The organism is Desulfobotulus sapovorans DSM 2055 (genome assembly GCF_059569355.1).
Genome location: NZ_JCANVJ010000015.1, coordinates 53,235 through 69,101, shown reverse-complemented (window position 1 = coordinate 69,101; position 15,867 = coordinate 53,235). Strand labels below are relative to the sequence as shown.

General features: G+C 53.5%; 13 protein-coding genes. 9 read left to right on the top strand and 4 right to left on the bottom strand.

All coding sequences use genetic code 11. The annotated features are described in order from the left end of the window. Nucleotides 1–229: 229 nt before the first annotated feature. Nucleotides 230–2,479 (top strand): acetyl-CoA hydrolase/transferase C-terminal domain-containing protein, encoded by a 2,250-nt coding sequence (locus tag BR04_RS11285; protein WP_496356116.1) that lies wholly within the window; start codon nucleotides 230–232, stop codon nucleotides 2,477–2,479. A 150-nt stretch (nucleotides 2,480–2,629) separates the two neighbouring features. Here the strand turns inward: BR04_RS11285 and BR04_RS11280 are convergent, their stop codons facing one another. Then, complete coding sequence (locus BR04_RS11280; protein WP_496356115.1) at nucleotides 2,630–3,850, bottom strand: LL-diaminopimelate aminotransferase; 1,221 nt, start codon at nucleotides 3,848–3,850, stop codon at nucleotides 2,630–2,632. A 487-nt stretch (nucleotides 3,851–4,337) separates the two neighbouring features. Here BR04_RS11280 and BR04_RS11275 point away from each other — a divergent pair, with 487 nt between their 5' ends. After that, nucleotides 4,338–5,669, top strand: coding sequence for a (Fe-S)-binding protein (locus tag BR04_RS11275; protein WP_496356114.1), 1,332 nt, complete (start codon nucleotides 4,338–4,340; stop codon nucleotides 5,667–5,669). Between the two features lie 127 nt (nucleotides 5,670–5,796). Here the strand turns inward: BR04_RS11275 and BR04_RS11270 are convergent, their stop codons facing one another. Continuing rightward, nucleotides 5,797–6,675 (bottom strand): LOG family protein, encoded by an 879-nt coding sequence (locus BR04_RS11270; RefSeq protein ID WP_496356113.1) that lies wholly within the window; start codon nucleotides 6,673–6,675, stop codon nucleotides 5,797–5,799. Nucleotides 6,676–6,783: 108 nt separating this feature from the next. Continuing rightward, complete coding sequence (locus BR04_RS11265; RefSeq protein ID WP_496356112.1) at nucleotides 6,784–7,149, bottom strand: MerR family transcriptional regulator; 366 nt, start codon at nucleotides 7,147–7,149, stop codon at nucleotides 6,784–6,786. A 357-nt stretch (nucleotides 7,150–7,506) separates the two neighbouring features. Here BR04_RS11265 and BR04_RS11260 point away from each other — a divergent pair, with 357 nt between their 5' ends. From BR04_RS11260 to BR04_RS11230, 7 genes are all read left to right on the top strand, one after another. Continuing rightward, nucleotides 7,507–7,854: a hypothetical protein gene (locus BR04_RS11260; protein ID WP_496356111.1), complete on the top strand. Its 348-nt coding sequence runs from the start codon at nucleotides 7,507–7,509 to the stop codon at nucleotides 7,852–7,854. A 49-nt stretch (nucleotides 7,855–7,903) separates the two neighbouring features. Beyond that, the gene (locus BR04_RS11255) at nucleotides 7,904–10,210 is read left to right on the top strand and encodes a response regulator (protein ID WP_496356126.1); all 2,307 of its coding nucleotides are present in this window, start codon (nucleotides 7,904–7,906) and stop codon (nucleotides 10,208–10,210) included. 79 nt (nucleotides 10,211–10,289) lie between these two features. Next, on the top strand, nucleotides 10,290–11,420 hold the full coding sequence (locus tag BR04_RS11250; protein ID WP_496356110.1) for an AI-2E family transporter: 1,131 nt from the start codon (nucleotides 10,290–10,292) through the stop codon (nucleotides 11,418–11,420). Nucleotides 11,421–11,480: 60 nt separating this feature from the next. Beyond that, a complete protein-coding gene (locus BR04_RS11245; protein ID WP_496356109.1) occupies nucleotides 11,481–12,419 on the top strand; it encodes a thioredoxin family protein in 939 nt (312 codons plus the stop codon). Next, on the top strand, nucleotides 12,416–12,799 hold the full coding sequence (locus BR04_RS11240) for an acyl-CoA thioesterase (protein ID WP_496356108.1): 384 nt from the start codon (nucleotides 12,416–12,418) through the stop codon (nucleotides 12,797–12,799). The genes BR04_RS11245 and BR04_RS11240 overlap by 4 nt, the downstream gene beginning before the upstream one ends. Nucleotides 12,800–12,886: 87 nt before the next feature. Next, nucleotides 12,887–13,861, top strand: coding sequence for a cyclic nucleotide-binding domain-containing protein (locus tag BR04_RS11235; RefSeq protein ID WP_496356107.1), 975 nt, complete (start codon nucleotides 12,887–12,889; stop codon nucleotides 13,859–13,861). A gap of 238 nt (nucleotides 13,862–14,099) precedes the next feature. Then, a complete protein-coding gene (locus BR04_RS11230; protein ID WP_496356106.1) occupies nucleotides 14,100–15,101 on the top strand; it encodes a cyclic nucleotide-binding domain-containing protein in 1,002 nt (333 codons plus the stop codon). Nucleotides 15,102–15,216: 115 nt separating this feature from the next. Here BR04_RS11230 and BR04_RS11225 read toward each other — a convergent pair. Next, a partial coding sequence (locus BR04_RS11225; RefSeq protein ID WP_496356105.1) for a hypothetical protein occupies nucleotides 15,217–15,867 on the bottom strand: 651 nt, incomplete at its 5' end.

Here is a 15,867-nt window from a genome sequence, read left to right as displayed (position 1 = left end):
CAGATGATAGCCTCTGTTTTCCCCGAAAGTCCATAAAAAGTACCCGGAATCCGGAGTCTCTTCTGTCGGGAAGGGCGTTGCCTAGGTCTTTGACCTAGGGGAAAAACGGTTTTGCATGGGGAGGGAAAACAGCGGCGGGCGGATTTTTTAAGATGCCTGGGGAGTCTATCCTGCAAAGAATTTGAAATTTTTGATTCCCATACTGAAATCCCCAATAAGGAGAGAGTCCATGGCCGGAAAACAGCCCCTTTTCATCGCCGATGTGGAAGCCTGTGTGGATGCCATTCTTGAGAAGGTCGGAAAGAATGTGGTGATGGGGATGCCCCTTGCCCTGGGAAAATCCCATCAGATTGCCAATGCCATGTATGCCCGGGCCAAGGCGGATCCGGAGATGACGCTGACCCTTCTCACAGCCCTTGCCCTGGAAAAGCCCAGTCCCGCAGGCGAGCTGGAACGGCGGATGCTGGGGCCCCTTGTGGAACGCATCTGGAAGGGGGTTCCGGATTTTGACTATATGAAGGACTACAGGCAGGGAAAGCTTCCCCAAAACGTCACCATCCGGGAGTTTTTTTACAAGGCGGGCAGTTACATGAATGTCCCCGATGCCCAGCAGCAGTACATCAGCAGCAACTATACCCATGTGGTGCGGGATCTGGGTGTGAATGCCATCAACGTCTACTGTCATATTGTGGCCAGAGGGGAAGAGAAGGGGCAGCTGGTGTTCAGTGACTCCTGCAATGCCGACCTGGGGCAGGATGTGCTTGATTATATGGAAAAGGCCAGAAAAGAGGGGCGGAATGTGGTGCATGTGGCCCATGTGAACCGCCATCTGCCCTTTATGTACGGGGATGCGGTGAACACGCCCGATGTTTTTGATATTGTGCTTGAGGGGGAAACACTGCATACCCCCCTCTTTTCTGTGCCCAAGGCTTCCGTTGCCGTGGCCGATCATGCCATCGGCCTGCATGTGAGCAGTCTTGTCAAAGACGGCGGCACCTTGCAGATCGGCATCGGTGCTCTGGGTGACGCCATTGCCGACAGTCTGGTGCTGCGCCATGAACACAACGACATTTACCGCAGCCTTCTTGTGGATGCGGGTATTGAGGAACGTTCTGGTTCGCTGGTGGACAGCATCGGTGGCAGACAACCCTTCCGGGAAGGGCTTTACGGCGCCACGGAAATGCTGGTGGAAGCTTTCATGTACCTTTACAAGGCAGGGGTTCTCAAGCGGAAGGTTTATGGGGATGCGGGGGTACAGCGTCTTGTGAACGAAGGGCTGCTGCGGGAAAAGGTGACGCCCGAAGCTCTGGAGAGGCTGTTTGCGGAAAAACCCTTCTATCCCATGCTGACCCGTGAGGATTTCGATCGTCTTCAGTACCATGGCCTGCTGGCTGAGGGGCTTTCCTATGACAATTTTGAGATCCGGGATGCCTCGGGCCGTGTTTTCAGTGCAGATCTCCGGGATGAACGGTATCGACGGGAGCTGGCTGCGGTTCTCTGTGGTCAGCGCCTGAAAAATGGGGTTCTGCTCCATGGCGGCTTTTTCATCGGTTCGAACGGTTTTTATGAAGACCTCCGGGCCATGGATGCCGAAGAGAGAAAACAGTTTTCCATGACGGGCGTGGATGTGGTGAATCAGCTTTACGGCAATGAAACGCTCCGTGCCCTGCAACGGAAAGACGCCCGTTTTGTGAATACGGGTATGAAACTTTCCATCCTTGGCAATGTCTGTTCTGACGGGCTGGAAGATGGCCGTGTGGTGTCCGGGGTTGGGGGGCAGTACAACTTTGTGTCCATGGCCCATGCCCTGAAGGATGCCCGGCTCATCATGATGCTGAGGGCCACGGGCTTCCGGGGAGGAAAAACCGTCTCCAACGTGGTCTTCAATTACGGGCACACCACCATTCCCCGCCATCTGCGGGATATTGTGGTGACGGAATACGGAATTGCGGATCTGAGGGGGCGTTCGGATCAGGAGATCATTGCGCGGATTCTGGCCGTTACGGACTCCCGCTTTCAGGAGGCCCTGCTCCGGAAGGCCAGGGAGGCGAAAAAGATTCCTGAGCATTACAGCATTCCCCAGGCCTTCCGGAACAACACCCCGGAAAAGCTTGCGGCCCTTGCAGCGAAATACAGGGGGCAGGGCGTTTTTGCTCCCTTCCCCTTTGGGTCGGAATTTACCCACGAAGAACAGGTGCTGGGCCGATCCCTGAGAGGTCTCAAACAGCAGATAGCCCGGAAAAAATGGGCCACCATCGGAGGGATTCTGGGTCAGCTTGCGGGTTCTCCCCCGGAGGCGGCGGTACCGTATCTGAAGCGTATGGGGCTGGAGCAGCCGGGGAATTTCAAGGAAAGGCTTTTGCGCAGTGTGGTCACCCATGCCCTGGTTGCCGGTGGGCTGGAGGCTTCCGCAGTGCGGCAGGCGGAAGGCCGTCAGGATCAGCGCTCAGGGCGTCCTGTCCGGGTGCCGGTGCGCTGAGGGTGTGTGACCCTTTTCCGGAAATGAGAGGGGGCAAAACGGGGAGGTACCGGTATGGCAGGGTGCAGAAAATAGGGTAGAGGAAGGCAGGAGAACCGATGGGGCCGGGAAAATTTTCCGCCCCATCGGTTTTTTGGATTGTCAGGAAGATCAGGCCAGGGCTTTTCGGATTCGTTCCATGGCGCGATCCACATTCTCTCTGGAGTTGAAGGCGGAGATGCGGATATAGCCTTCTCCGCAGCGGCCAAAGCCCGCACCCGGCGTGCAGACCACGCCGGCCTTCAGAAGACGGTCAAAAAATTCCCAGGAGTCGGAGCGGCCATCCACCCAGATATAGGGAGAATTGTCCCCGCCGACGCAGTCAAACCCAAGAGCCATCATTTCTTTCCGGATTACAGCGGCATTTTCGAGATATCCCTGAATGATGGCCTGTACCTGTACCTTGCCTTCCGGGCTGTATACCGCTTCTGCAGCCTTCTGGATGGGATAGGCGACGCCATTAAATTTGGTGCAGTGGCGGCGGTTCCAGAGGGCATGGAGGGAATGGGCGGTGCCGTCTTCATCGTAGATCATGCAGTCCTTGGGCACGACCGTAAAGGCGCAGCGGGTGCCGGTGAACCCTGCGGTTTTGGAGAAGCTGCGGAACTCCACGGCCACTTCCCCGGCTCCGGGAATTTCATAGATGGAGTGGGGGATGGCGGGATCGGTGATGAAGGCCTCGTAGGCGGCATCAAAGAGAATCAGGGCCTTGTGGCTACGGGCGTAATCCACCCATTCCTGGAGCTGGGCCTTGGTGGCGGTGGCACCCGTCGGGTTGTTGGGATAGCAGAGATAGATGAGATCCACGGGCTGGTTCGGGATCGGAGGTACAAAGCCGTTTTCCCGGGTACCGTCGAGATAGTGCAGGCCGCTGTAGCGTCCCTCGGCAAAGACTCCGGTACGTCCGGCCATGACGTTGGTGTCGAGGTAGGCGGGGTATACGGGGTCGGGCAGGGCAATGGTGATGTCCGCTGCAAAGAGTTCCTGGAAGTTGCCTGTGTCACATTTGGCGCCGTCGCTGACAAAAACCTCATCGGCGTCTATGGCGCAGCCCCTGGACTGGAAATCGTTTTTGGCTATGGCTTCCCGCAGAAAGGCGTAGCCCTGTTCCGGGCCGTAACCCTTAAAGGTGGATTCTGAGGCCATTTCTTCCACAGCCCTGTGCAGGGCCTCGATGCAGGCCTCGGGCAGGGCACGGGTGACATCGCCGATGCCAAGACGGATGACGGGCAGATCCGGATGGCTTTCCTGGAAAGCGCTGACCCGTTTGGCGATATCGGAAAAGAGGTAGGAAGCTTTCAGTTTTTTATAGTGGGTGTTCATTCGGATCATGGGCAGTGTCCTTTATGGGGGTGGTGGTGTGTGTCGGAAAGGGAGGGTGTCTTTATCCTTCTTTTCCCTTTTATCGTATGGCCTTTGGGGTGTCAATCCGACAATAATTCTGTTTTTATCTTTTTTTTCTGATTTTATTTCTGTGTTTCCCCTTTTCTTCCAGGCAAATGGGGATGCGGGCTGTTCCGGGTCGGGCCGGAGCCGGATTTTTGTCAGGAAAGTATGGTGATTTGCAGAATTGATTTTATAAATGGCTTCCCGATTTGGTATTGACATGCGCCCCCGAATAGGGGAGAAGAAATGGCAATCGTCTAAATATAGGTGGCATGCCCCCTGAAACGCAGTGGACAGGCCTTCCCACCAATATTCGGACTTCCTGAGGGGGCTTTGGTGGCCGCCCGTCACATATACACCCCGGTATGATGCAGGGGATGCCTCCAGGGAAGAAAGTTTTTTTGAAGAAAAACCATACGGAGGAAATGCACAAATGGCGGAAGAAGCAGTCAAGATAGAGAAGAAGTCGGGCAGCTTCTTCATCGACAAGGTGAAGGAGATTCTGCCGGAAGGCGGGAACCTGAATGCCTGCCTGACTTGCGGTCTCTGTGCTTCCGGCTGCCCGGCCACGGGGCTTCGGGATATGGATCCCCGGAAGTTCCTGAGAATGGCCGCGCTGGGCATGGATGAGGAGATCAGAAAGAGCGAGTGGGTATGGATGTGCAGTATGTGTCAGCGTTGTATCTACGCCTGCCCCATGAGCATCAACATCCCGCAGCTGGTCTACAACGCAAGGAAGCTGACTCCCCGGGAAGAACGCCCCAAGGGGATTCTGGCCTCCTGCGACATGGCCATGAAAAACCCCACCCTGAGTGCCATGGGTACCAGCCAGGAAGACTTTGAGTTCGTGGTGCAGGATATCCTGGATGAGGTGCGGGAAGAACAGCCCGAATGGGAAGAGAGAGATCTTCAGGCGCCTATGGATAAGCAGGGGGCCTATTTCTTTTTAAACCAGAACTCCCGCGAGCCCATGACCGAACCTGAGGAAATGGTGCCCCTGTGGAAAATCCTCAACATCGTTGGGGCGGACTGGACCTATGGTTCCACGGGCTGGGCCGGTGAGAACTATTGCCTTTTCCTTGCTGACGATCCCTCCTGGGAAAAACATACCCGGGGGACGCTGGGCAAGGCCGATGAGCTGGGGTGCAAGGTCTTTCTCAATACGGAGTGAGGGCACGTTACCTTCTCTGTCCTGGCAGGACAGAAAAAGTTCAATGTGGACACCAAAGTTGAGAAAATCGAAAACATCTACAATTATTATGCAGACTGGATCCGTGAAGGCAAGCTTCCTGTGAATTCTGACTGGAACAAGGAGCTTGGGATCAAATTCACAGTGCAGGATCCCTGCCAGATTATCCGCAAGACCTTTGGTGAGCGTGCTGCCGAAAACCTGCGCTTCGTGGTCAAGTCCTGCGTGGGTGAAGAAAACTTCATCGACATGTATCCCAACCGCTCCAACAACTTCTGCTGCGGCGGGGGTGGGGGCTACCTCCAGAGCGGATACAAGGAAGAGCGTCTGCAGTACGGAAAAATCAAGGATACCCAGATTCAGGCCACAGGTGCCACCTATTGTATTGCCGGTTGCCACAACTGCCATGCCCAGATCCATGAACTGAGCGAGCATTTTGGGGGGCATTACCATGTTGTCCATCTGTGGAGTATTATCTGCCTTTCCCTGGGCATTCTTGGCCCCAATGAGAGAACTTACCTCGGGCCGGAGCTTCAGGAAGTCAACCTTCCCAAAACTGCGGAAGATGACGAATAGATATAAGGAATCGTTTTCCTGATTTTTTAGGACAAAAAAACCCTCTGCCCGACTCTCTTTGAGAGTGGCAGGGGGTTTTTAGTTTTCATTCGGAAAAAGCGGTGTCATCCGCCATGGGAAGGGGAGGTTAGAGGCCGTTGCTGGCCCGGATAATTTCCCAGGCCTCCTCTGCGGTACTCACATACTGGAAGAGGGACAGGTCGGAGGAGGAAATGGTTCCCTGTTCCACCAGATAATCAAAATTGATGAGGTTATGCCAGAATTCTTTTCCGAAAAGCAGTACGGGCAGTTTTTCCATTTTGCCGGTCTGGATGAGGGTTAGGGCTTCAAAGAGTTCGTCCAGGGTGCCGAAACCGCCGGGAAAGGCCACCAGGGCCTTGGCCCGCATGAGAAAATGCATTTTGCGGATGGCAAAGTAGTGGAACTGGAAGCAGAGTTCCGGCGTGATATAGGCGTTGGGGGCCTGCTCAAAGGGCAGAACGATATTAAGTCCTATGCTTTTGGCTCCTGTGTCAAAAGCTCCCCGGTTGGCTGCCTCCATGATACCCCCTCCCCCTCCCGTGATGACCACATGGCGGTTAGGGCCGGTGTTGGCAGATACCAGGCGGGCCAGCTTGCGGGATTCCTCATAGTAGCGGCTCATTTCAAGTGCCCGTTCCGTCTGTTTCAGTGTCTGGATTCGCAGGGGATCTTCGGGGGACTGGGCAAGGCATCGTCGGGCTTCTTCCATGCGGGAAAGGGCCGTTTCCGGATCCGGGAGTCTGGCGCTGCCGAAAATTACAACGGTGGATTCAATACCTTGTTCGGTGAGAACAATTTCCGGTTTCATCATTTCCAGCTGGAGTCGTATGGGCCTCAGGCTGCTTCTCAGGAGCAGATCTTCATCCAGAAAGGCCAGCCTGTAGGCGGGAGAACGGGTCTGTTCCGTTTCTTCAATCTGCTGGGCGCGTTTTGCGTCTGTGTCTGCGGAAGGAAAAGCTCCGCGCGGATACTGCATCACACTCATGGTCATCTCCTGGGTCTTGTCACCGGCCCTGTGGCTATGGCCGTAAAGAGCCGATTATAAACCCCGTATCAGGAAAAAAAAGCCTTTTTATGCATCAAGGCCATTTCTTCAGGGTTTTGGAGATGCTTTTTTTTCTTCGCAGCCCTGGATTTTTTCTTCCAGAACCTTGAGATGTTTTTCCGTTTCCCGGAGAAACTGCTGTACCCGGTCCCTGTGCATTTTCAAGATATGACAGCGCTCTTCAAGACTTTTGTCCCCCTCTTCATAAAGTAGGGCCAGCCTCTGGATTTCTTCCATGGGCATCCCCGTGGCCCGCAGACGTTTGATGAGTGCGATCCAGTCCAGCTGTCCGGGATCATATTCCCGGTGCCCTGCCGGATCCCGCTTGATGTTGCGGAGGATTCCCATGCGCTCATAATAGAGAAGTGTTGGTTTTTCAATGCCCGTAAGATGGCAGACACTCTGTATTTTCATGCATTTCTCCTGTTTTCATGCGTTTTCTTACAGCGTATTTGGAAGTATAGGCAATTTTTTGTGTTGTCGCAATGCAGCATTTGCATTGCTGTTCGGATTCAAGCGGGGAGAGCGGAAAGGTCAGGTTCCTGGAATGGGGGATCGGCAGGAGGGGAGGCTGCGGGGGACAGGACTGGTTTTTATAAAAAAGTCTTTAGACACCATGTTTTTTATATTTTTTTTCGTCCGTATGGGTGTCATAAAGAGAACATGCTATAGTCTGGATTCATGAGAAGGGGGCAAGATGTCTGTGGAGAAGAGAAGCCGTTTCTCTGGCTGTGAAACAGAGAGAAAAAGAATGCCGGAGGGGAAGATCCCATGGTTCTGCTGACAGCCATTCTTTCCATGGCCTGTGTGTATTATGGTTACGATACGGGTGTGGTTCTGGGCTTTATGCTTGCACTTTTTTGTGAGATTCTGGCTTTGATTCTACTTTACAATATTTTAAGACGTACGGAAGAGAGGGTTAATCAGCACTTTTCATTTCTTCTGGACGGTCAGAAGGACAGCCTGAAAAAAGCGGAAGCTCTGGCGGAAAAACGGGCTCTGGTTCTGGATGATCTCCTGCGGCAGTATCCGGAATTATCCGGGCCTGTTGCCGAGGCCTGCGGAGAGACCTTTCCAAGGGATGGGAATCCTGTCCCTCCAGGATCGGGGCCGGGTTAGGAGAGCGGTTTCCTGAAAAAGATGAACCTGAAAAGGGGGCAGTGTGGATATGGAAGGTCTTTCAGGAAGAAAGAACGCAGTAGCCCTGTACAGGGAGCAGATCAACCTGATCTACAGGCAGAGCCGTGGCATCATGTTTGGTGCGGTGGTTAACGGTCTTTTCCTGGTGTGGATCATGTGGGATCTTATGCCCCGTGCTTCCCTCATGACCTGGTTTTTTCTGAACCTTCTTCTCGTTATCTGCCGCCATGTCAATGTCTGGGCCTATGAAAGGGATCCCAACCGGATTTTACGCATCGAGATCTGGGGGCGGCGTTTTTGGGGCGGCCTCCTGCTCAGTGGCCTGCTCTGGGGCAGTGCGGGTATTGTTTTTTTTCCTGCGGACAATATCCCGGCCCAGGCCTTCCTCTGTCTTATCCTCTGCGGTATGGCTGCTGGTACCACAGGGGTCTACTCAGCTTCCCTCAAATTTGTTTTTCCGTATGTCTTTTTGGTACTTATCCCCATCATTCTGCGTTTTTTCATGGAGGGAAGCACCCTTCATGCCAGTTTTGGGGGATTGACCATAGTCTATCTCTGTCTGATGCTGAGCATGGGCCGACAGATTTCCCTTTCCCTCAGGGAGAGTTTTGCCATGCGTTACGCAAATCAGGGGCTGATTGCCTTTCTGGAGCGGGAGAAAAACAAAACGGAGGTCTTGAATCAGGATCTTGCACGGGAAATCGGGGAAAGGGAAGCCATTGCCATCTCTCTGAAGGACGCCAAGGAGGAGGCGGAAAGGGCGAATCGCGCTAAAACGGTTTTTCTTGCCAATATGAGCCATGAAATCCGAACCCCCATGAACGGCATTGCAGGTATGGTGGATCTTTTACTGGAAAGCCCTCTGAATGCGGAGCAGGCACACTGGATTCACAACATTCAGGCCGGATCCGAAGCCCTGCTTTCTCTGATTGATGACATTCTCGATGTTTCCAAAATTGAGGCGGGCAGGCTGGAGCTGGAGTCACGTCTTTTTTCGCCCTCAGGGGTGCTTGATGGAGTGCTGCGGATTATCGGCCCTGCCATCCGGGAAAAGGAACTGGAAATTTTTGTGGATGTGGATTCCCGGATTCCCGATACCCTTGTGGGAGATCCCTCCCGTTTTCGGCAGGTGCTCTTGAATCTTCTGGGCAATGCACTGAAGTTCACCCTCAAGGGGTGCATTGGTATCCGTCTGGGACTGCACGAAATTTCCTCTTCAGAAGTGATTCTCTATGGAGAAGTTTCGGATACGGGGATTGGTATTGCAAAGGCTGCCCAGCCTCAGCTCTTTGATGTTTTTTTTCAGGCCGATGCCACCAGCACCCGGAAATACGGTGGATCGGGTTTAGGCTTGTTTATTTCCAGACAGATTGTTGAAAAAATGGGGGGAACCATGGGCGTGCGGTCAAAAATGGGAGAGGGATCCCAATTCTGGTTCAAAATTCCCCTGGCACGGGCAACGGGCGAACTTTCTGGGGCGGAAGTTTCTGCTTCCCATGCCCCCCCGGAAGAGCAGGAGGATACCTGTCTTGAAATGGGCCGGGGATACCGGGTTCTTCTTGTGGAGGATCATGCCATCAACCGGGAAGTGGCAGAAGCGGTGCTTCAGTCCATGGCTTTTGATGTGGCTGCCGTGGAAAACGGGAAGCTTGCCCTGGAATGGCTGGAAAGGGAAGGGCTCCCCGATTTGATCCTGATGGATGGTCAGATGCCGGAAATGGATGGTTTTGAGGCAACGGCAAAAATTCGGGAACGTTATGGAAAGGCCCTGCCCATTGTGGCCCTGACGGCCTATGCTCTCAAGGGAGACCGGGAGCGTTTTCTGACAGCAGGGATGGATGATTACATCACCAAACCCCTGCGAAAGGAGAATCTGCGTACGGTGCTGGCGAAATGGCTTTGTCCGTCTTCTGCGTCTCTGTCTGTTTCCAGGAGCATGAAGGAAGGAGGAGAGGAGACAGCAGCAGAGCCCCATATGGCCAAGCCTGCCATTGATCGGGAAGCCTTGAGTTTTATTGTGGGGGATAACCCCAGGGTGCAGCGGGTTCTTTTGCGCAATTGTGTAGAAAACCATCCTGGGGAACTCGCTGCCATGACCAGAGCCTTGAGGGAGGAGAAATACCAGGAATTTGGAAAGATGGCCCATAAGATTACCGGCGCCCTGCGTTACCTTGCGGCCCATGAGGCCATCCGCCATGGGGATCTTTTGCAGAATGCCGTGGTGCAGGAGGATTATGCCTGTCTTGAGGAAATTTATGGGGTATTCCAGTACCATTGTGAGGCCGTGCAGCAGGAAGCGGCTCTCATGCTGGAAGCCTTGAGCGATGATCAATAAAGATCTGGATGAACAGAGTCCGTATGGTTCCGGGTGAGCAGGGTCTTTTACCGTGTAACGAACAGAGAAAGGATTTTGCATGGTATCCTACAGATCCCACAGGGCTGGGGGCAGGATAAGGCACAGGCTGGGGGCAGGTACTGTGCTGCTGGTTTTTCTGGCTCTGGGGCTTGCAGGGGTTTTATGGCTGGTATGGCCCTATCGTCATCCCATCGTACTGGGTTTTCTTCTGGCCATGGCCTGCCATCCCTTCCAGCAACATCTGGAACGCTTGACTTCCGGTCGTGCAGTTCTGGCAGCGGGCCTCAGCACTCTGGTGCTGGTGCTGCTTGTGGTTGTGCCAGCCTTTCTGATGACCACTGCGGTAATCGGTCAGGGAATTCTTTCCTTTCAGTCGCTTCAGGCATGGATTACCGGGGGAGGGCCAGGCCGCATTGAGGTCTGGATGCTGTCCTTTTTTAATGGTCTGGCCGGGGATGTGATGGAAAAAATAACGGTTTTTTATCCGGGATTTGACATCCACGGCCTCGATATTCATGGCCGACTGTTGGCTCTGGCCTCCTCAGGCCTGCGTTTTCTCGTGCAACAGGGAGGGGTTCTGGCCGGAAATCTTGGAGTCCTGGTGGGCCATTTTTTTCTGATGCTGCTCGTTTTTTTTGTGGTGATCCGCCACCATGATGCTTTGCTGGCAAGGCTTTTTCATCTCCTTCCCCTTTCAAGAAGTCAGGAAACCCGGATTTTTGAACGCATGGGGCTTCTGGTGCGTTCGGTTTTTGTGGGTACCTTCATGACGGCTCTGGTTCAGGGAGCTGCGGGAGGGCTTGCTTTTTTTGCAGTGGGCCTGCCGGGTATTTTCTGGGGGGCTGTGATGGGTTTTGCTTCCCTGATTCCTGTTGTCGGTACGGCTCTGATCTGGGCGCCTGCGGTGATCTGGCTTTTTTTTATCGGCCAACCTGCAAAGGCTCTGGGACTTTTTTTATGGTGTCTTCTGGTGGTGGGTTCCCTCGATAATTTTGTGCGTCCCCTTTTCATGAGAGGTGGAGCGCAGATGCATGCGGTTCTGGTTTTTTTCTCCATCCTTGGGGGGTTGCAGCTTTTTGGGTTTCTGGGGCTTCTTTACGGGCCCCTGATTCTGGGGATGGCTTCCGTGTTTCTTTATATGTATCAGATTGAGTTTGCACGTTTTTTGCAATACCAAAACAGGCATTGACGCTAAGTTGGCTCTGGTTTTCAGCGGGAATTCCCGTAGAACAAAGAGGGGTTGGAATATATGGAAGAAAGCAGGGGCGGAGGACACGGAAGGCGCAGGTTTTCCGGGACGGACATGGCTGTGATTCCCATGATGGATGGGGGAGATGTGGCGGTTTTTTTTCAGACCCTCAGCCGGAGAATTGTGAACCTGTACCTGGAAGTTCCGTCCTTTCCGGAAGACGGTTGTCCGGGATTTCAGATGCCTGCCCTGGGGCTGACGTTTCGGGGGAAGGCGGGAGAGCGGGAGGGGAACCTGCTGGCCGATGCCTTGCTTCTGGAAAAATCGGGGCCTGTTTTTGCAGCAGCCATGCAGGGAAGGGCAGGGTTGCGGTTGTTTGTCAGTGCCCACTGCCCCCACTGCCCCGGAGCTTTGCGTCTTGTCCTGGGGTTTCTGGAAAATGAGGGGCTTGATCTCGAAGTTGTGAATGTGGATCATTGTCCTGACATGGCTGCGGCCTTGCGGATAATGGCCGTTCCTGTGCTCATGCTCCGGGGAGATGAGGAGACGTTCCGGTGGACGGGAAGTCTGAACCGGCGGGATGTGGAAAAGGCCCTGCTTGAAAAAACTCCCGAGAGTCTGGGGGAGGAGAGCCTGATCAATATCCTGGAAAGCGGCGATGCCCAGCGTCTTGCGGAGATGATGCGGATGCGGGGTATGATTTTCCCTGCCCTGTATACGCTGCTGGCCCATGAGAAGTGGACGGTGCGTCTGGGAGCCATGGTGGCTGCAGAAACCCTGATTTCCCTTTCTCCGGATCTGGGAGAGGTCTTGCTGGAAGGGCTGTGGCAGAGACACGGCTCCATGGAACCGTCTGTTCTGGGAGACATGCTTTATTTGATGGGGCTTGGCAATCCGGGACTCTGGTTTTCCCGGCTGAATCAGTTGTCCTCCCACTCCCATGAACAGGTGCAGGAGGCGCTTGGGGAGGCTTTGGAGAATCTTAAGGAGAGAATGTGAATACTTATACCATCGTAAGGCCGGAACACCTGAACCACCATGGCTATCTCTTTGGAGGAGCCATGCTGCGCTGGGTGGATGAATATGCCTGGCTTGTGGCATCCCGGGATTTTGCGGGATGTACCCTGGTCACCGTGGCCATGGAGGATGTACAGTTCCGTAAACGGGTACTCAGTGGTTCCATTCTGCGTTTTGAAGTGCTCCCTGAACACCTTGGCAGATCTTCCGTACGTTACATTGTCCGTGTTTATGCGGATGCGCCTGGGGCACGGACAGAAGAAGAGATTTTTTCCACCCGCGTGACCTTTGTGGGGCTGGACGACGGGGGAGAAAAGTGCATGCTTCCCAGACTGCTTGAGTTTGCATCTCTGAAAGCCTGATTTTCCGGACAATCTTCGCGGGTCAGGCTTTCCCCTGTGCTTTCATCGCACACCCTCTCTTCATGGTGTGAAAGCTGGAGGAACATTATGGTGGAGCTTGAAGCCAGAGAACGGGCTGTTGCGGCTTTGCTTGCCGAAAACCGGAAAGCCGAAGCCATCCATATGCTTTACGGACTTGTACTCAGCTATGCGGGAAAGCGGGAGTTTCACAGGGCAGAGTATGCCCGACGGCGTATGCAGGAAATTGATGACATGGCTCTTTCTGCCATTGCAGCAGCCGGGGATGCCATTGAGCAGGAAATCCAGATCCTCATGGATTCCGTCCATCGGCAGAACTGGAAAAAGCTGTATGCCCGCTTGACTCCGGGAGAGCGCAGTGCCTTTTTCTTTGCCTGTACCCCCCTCTTTTTTTTTGCCGGTGATGTCCTTTTTTTTCAGGGAAGAAAAAATAACCATTTGTTTTTTGTAGAAGAAGGGCATTTGCAACTTGTTTTTGTATCTGCTAAAAGGGTCGAGAAGGTGTTTCGCCTTCTGGGGCCAGGAGAGTTTGCCGGAGAGGATACCTTCTTTGGAGCCAGTTTTTGCGGAGCCAGCCTTGTGGCCATGGAGCCGGGGCTGTACCGTAAGATTTCCCTTGAGACCCTTGAAGCTCTGGACAGGGATTTTCCAGGTCTGTACGCGAAGGTTCAGGCATACTGTCAGGAGTGCGGGCCTCCCGCCGGAGGGCTCATGTCCATGGATCTCAGCAGACGGGAGTGGGAACGGGTTCCTGCGGCCGGGGTGCTTGTTTTTCAGATCCTTGAAGAAGGGGAAGCCCCTTTATGGAAGGGGCTTCTGACCAACTTTTCCGCAGGAGGACTTTCTTTTCTTGTCAGGACACCCAATGACAGGGCCATCAGAGCCTTATTGGGCAAGACCCTGGGGATGAAGTTTCTGAAGCCCGGTGAGAAGAACAGACCTGTTGTCTGTAAAGGGTCTGTGGTTGGCATTCTTCCCTGTGGAGTTCATGCATACACCCTCCATGTCAAGTTTGCGTACCCGCTTTTTTTCCCCGCAGCCTGAAAAGGCCTGTTGTTTTCCAAAGGGTGTGAGTTCATATCTTCTTGTTTTTGCATTGTTTCTGAACTCCCTTGGCAGTGATGCCGATGTACCCCACAACGTCAATCCCTTTTTTTAAGGCAGAGTCGCAAAGCTTGTTTTCACCGTTCCTGTATTTTTTTTACAGACTGGGCTGGAAGACTACTTGGCTTTTTTTTCTGAATACATAAATAATTTCTGATGGTTAATCCGGGTATAGGGAATGGCGATAAAAGAAAGCCTCCAGGTAAAGGAAGAGAAAGTGAAGGCTCTGGCTGCTGCAGGACGGCAGGCGGAAGCCATGGATCTTCTCTTTGCCCTTGTGACGGCCTGTGCCGCTGCCCGAAGATTTGATCATGCCGAAAGGTTGCAGCAGCAGATGATGGAGGTGGACGCCATGGCCATCGGTCTCATTGTTGCGGCTGCGGAACGAATCGAAGAAGAAAAAAACAAGGCCATTGACAAAGACCATCTGGAAAACTGGCGTTCCTGGTATGCCCGTCTCATGCCCGAAGAACGCAGTGCCTTTTTTTTTGCCACAAAAGCCCGGCCCTTTGTGGCAGGGGAAGTACTGTTTCGAAAAGGGGAAGAAAACAATACGCTTTTTTTTGTGGATCAGGGGTCTCTGAATCTGGTTTCCCTGTCCGATGGGGGTGCTGAGGTGGTGGCACGTCGCCTGGGGCCAGGAGAGATCGGAGGGAAAGAAACCTTTTACAAGAGCAGCCTTTGTACAACATCCCTTGTGGCTCTTACAGGAGGGCTTTGCCGTACCTTTACACGGGAAGCCTTGTTGTCCCTGACGGAGAAGCTGCCGGGGCTTGGCCCCAAGCTTCGGGATTTCTGCATGGAAAGCCGGTCTGCCAGTGATGCGCTGAAAGCCAGGGGCATTAACCGCAGAGCCCATAAGCGTGTACCTGCCCAGGGGGTCATTGTTTTTCAGGTACTTGCCGCAGAGAATAAGAATGGTGCGGCGTCCCTGCTGAAAGGACGTATGGCGGATATTTCTGCAGGAGGCCTGTCTTTTTATGTTAAAACCGCCAATGGGAGAGGGATCCGGCAGCTTCTGGGACGCCCTTTGGGAATGAAATTTTTACTTTCCACCGTAGCCAAACCCCACTCCATGGTCTGCAAGGGCTCTGTGACCTGCGTGTTGTGCCACATGGATAATGAATACTCCATTCATGTGAAATTTGATAAACTTCTGGATCCCATGTATTTTGTCTGATGCAGCAGGAGAGTAAAAAGGCCATCCGTGACTCCGGATGGCCTTTTTCGATTCAGTATAGCAGGAATGTCATGCCGATTCCGCCTTTTTCACGGGAATATCGGCATATCCCTTTTTAGTGTGTGCGTATCGTCTCTTTATACTGAAGAACCAAGGAATTCAGTTCCTGAATCTTTGCGCTGACCAGACGACGCTCTTCCTGGGAAGAGGCAAACGATTCGGCTGTCTTCAGAAGGGATTCAACTTTTTTGAAATTCGGGAATCCGGGTTTGTTCGCCTCCTCGATGGCCTGTTCCATATAATACGTGAAGGCAAGGGGCATAACCTCCCTGCGCTGGTAGACATCCTTCACGGTCTCAGGTGCAGCTGTGGCCGGCAGGGTCAGAATATGTTTCTGCCCTCTGGGAGAGAAGGAACCCTGCCAGATTTCCAGGGATTTTTCCGTAGATTTGAGATAATACCGTCCCGTATTCAGGGCGCTGGTACCGATAATCAGGACGAAAATCGCGGCAATTCCCATACCGGCAACAAAAAGATTTTTTGTCATGGCTGCGGCCTTTTCCATTTTTTCAGTTTTGATTCTGGCTTCCTCTTCTTCTGCCCTGATCCGGGCATCTTCCTCTGCCCGGATACGCGCCGTTTCTTCCGCCAGAATACGCGCCTCTTCTTCCGCTTTTCTGCGCGCTTCTGCCTCCGCCTTCTTGCGGGCTTCTTCCTCGGCCTTTTTACGAGCCTCTTCTTCCGCCTTGATGCGGGCTTCTTCCTC

Bases quoted from the DNA above. Each gene is read 5' to 3' on its own strand.
- BR04_RS11285 (WP_496356116.1), top strand. From the start codon at position 230: ATGGCCGGAAAACAGCCCCTTTTCATCGCCGATGTGGAAGCCTGTGTG.
- BR04_RS11280 (WP_496356115.1), bottom strand. From the start codon at position 3,850: ATGATCCGAATGAACACCCACTATAAAAAACTGAAAGCTTCCTACCTC.
- BR04_RS11270 (WP_496356113.1), bottom strand. From the start codon at position 6,675: ATGAGTGTGATGCAGTATCCGCGCGGAGCTTTTCCTTCCGCAGACACA.
- BR04_RS11265 (WP_496356112.1), bottom strand. From the start codon at position 7,149: ATGAAAATACAGAGTGTCTGCCATCTTACGGGCATTGAAAAACCAACA.
- BR04_RS11260 (WP_496356111.1), top strand. From the start codon at position 7,507: ATGGTTCTGCTGACAGCCATTCTTTCCATGGCCTGTGTGTATTATGGT.
- BR04_RS11255 (WP_496356126.1), top strand. From the start codon at position 7,904: ATGGAAGGTCTTTCAGGAAGAAAGAACGCAGTAGCCCTGTACAGGGAG.
- BR04_RS11250 (WP_496356110.1), top strand. From the start codon at position 10,290: ATGGTATCCTACAGATCCCACAGGGCTGGGGGCAGGATAAGGCACAGG.
- BR04_RS11245 (WP_496356109.1), top strand. From the start codon at position 11,481: ATGGAAGAAAGCAGGGGCGGAGGACACGGAAGGCGCAGGTTTTCCGGG.
- BR04_RS11235 (WP_496356107.1), top strand. From the start codon at position 12,887: ATGGTGGAGCTTGAAGCCAGAGAACGGGCTGTTGCGGCTTTGCTTGCC.
- BR04_RS11230 (WP_496356106.1), top strand. From the start codon at position 14,100: ATGGCGATAAAAGAAAGCCTCCAGGTAAAGGAAGAGAAAGTGAAGGCT.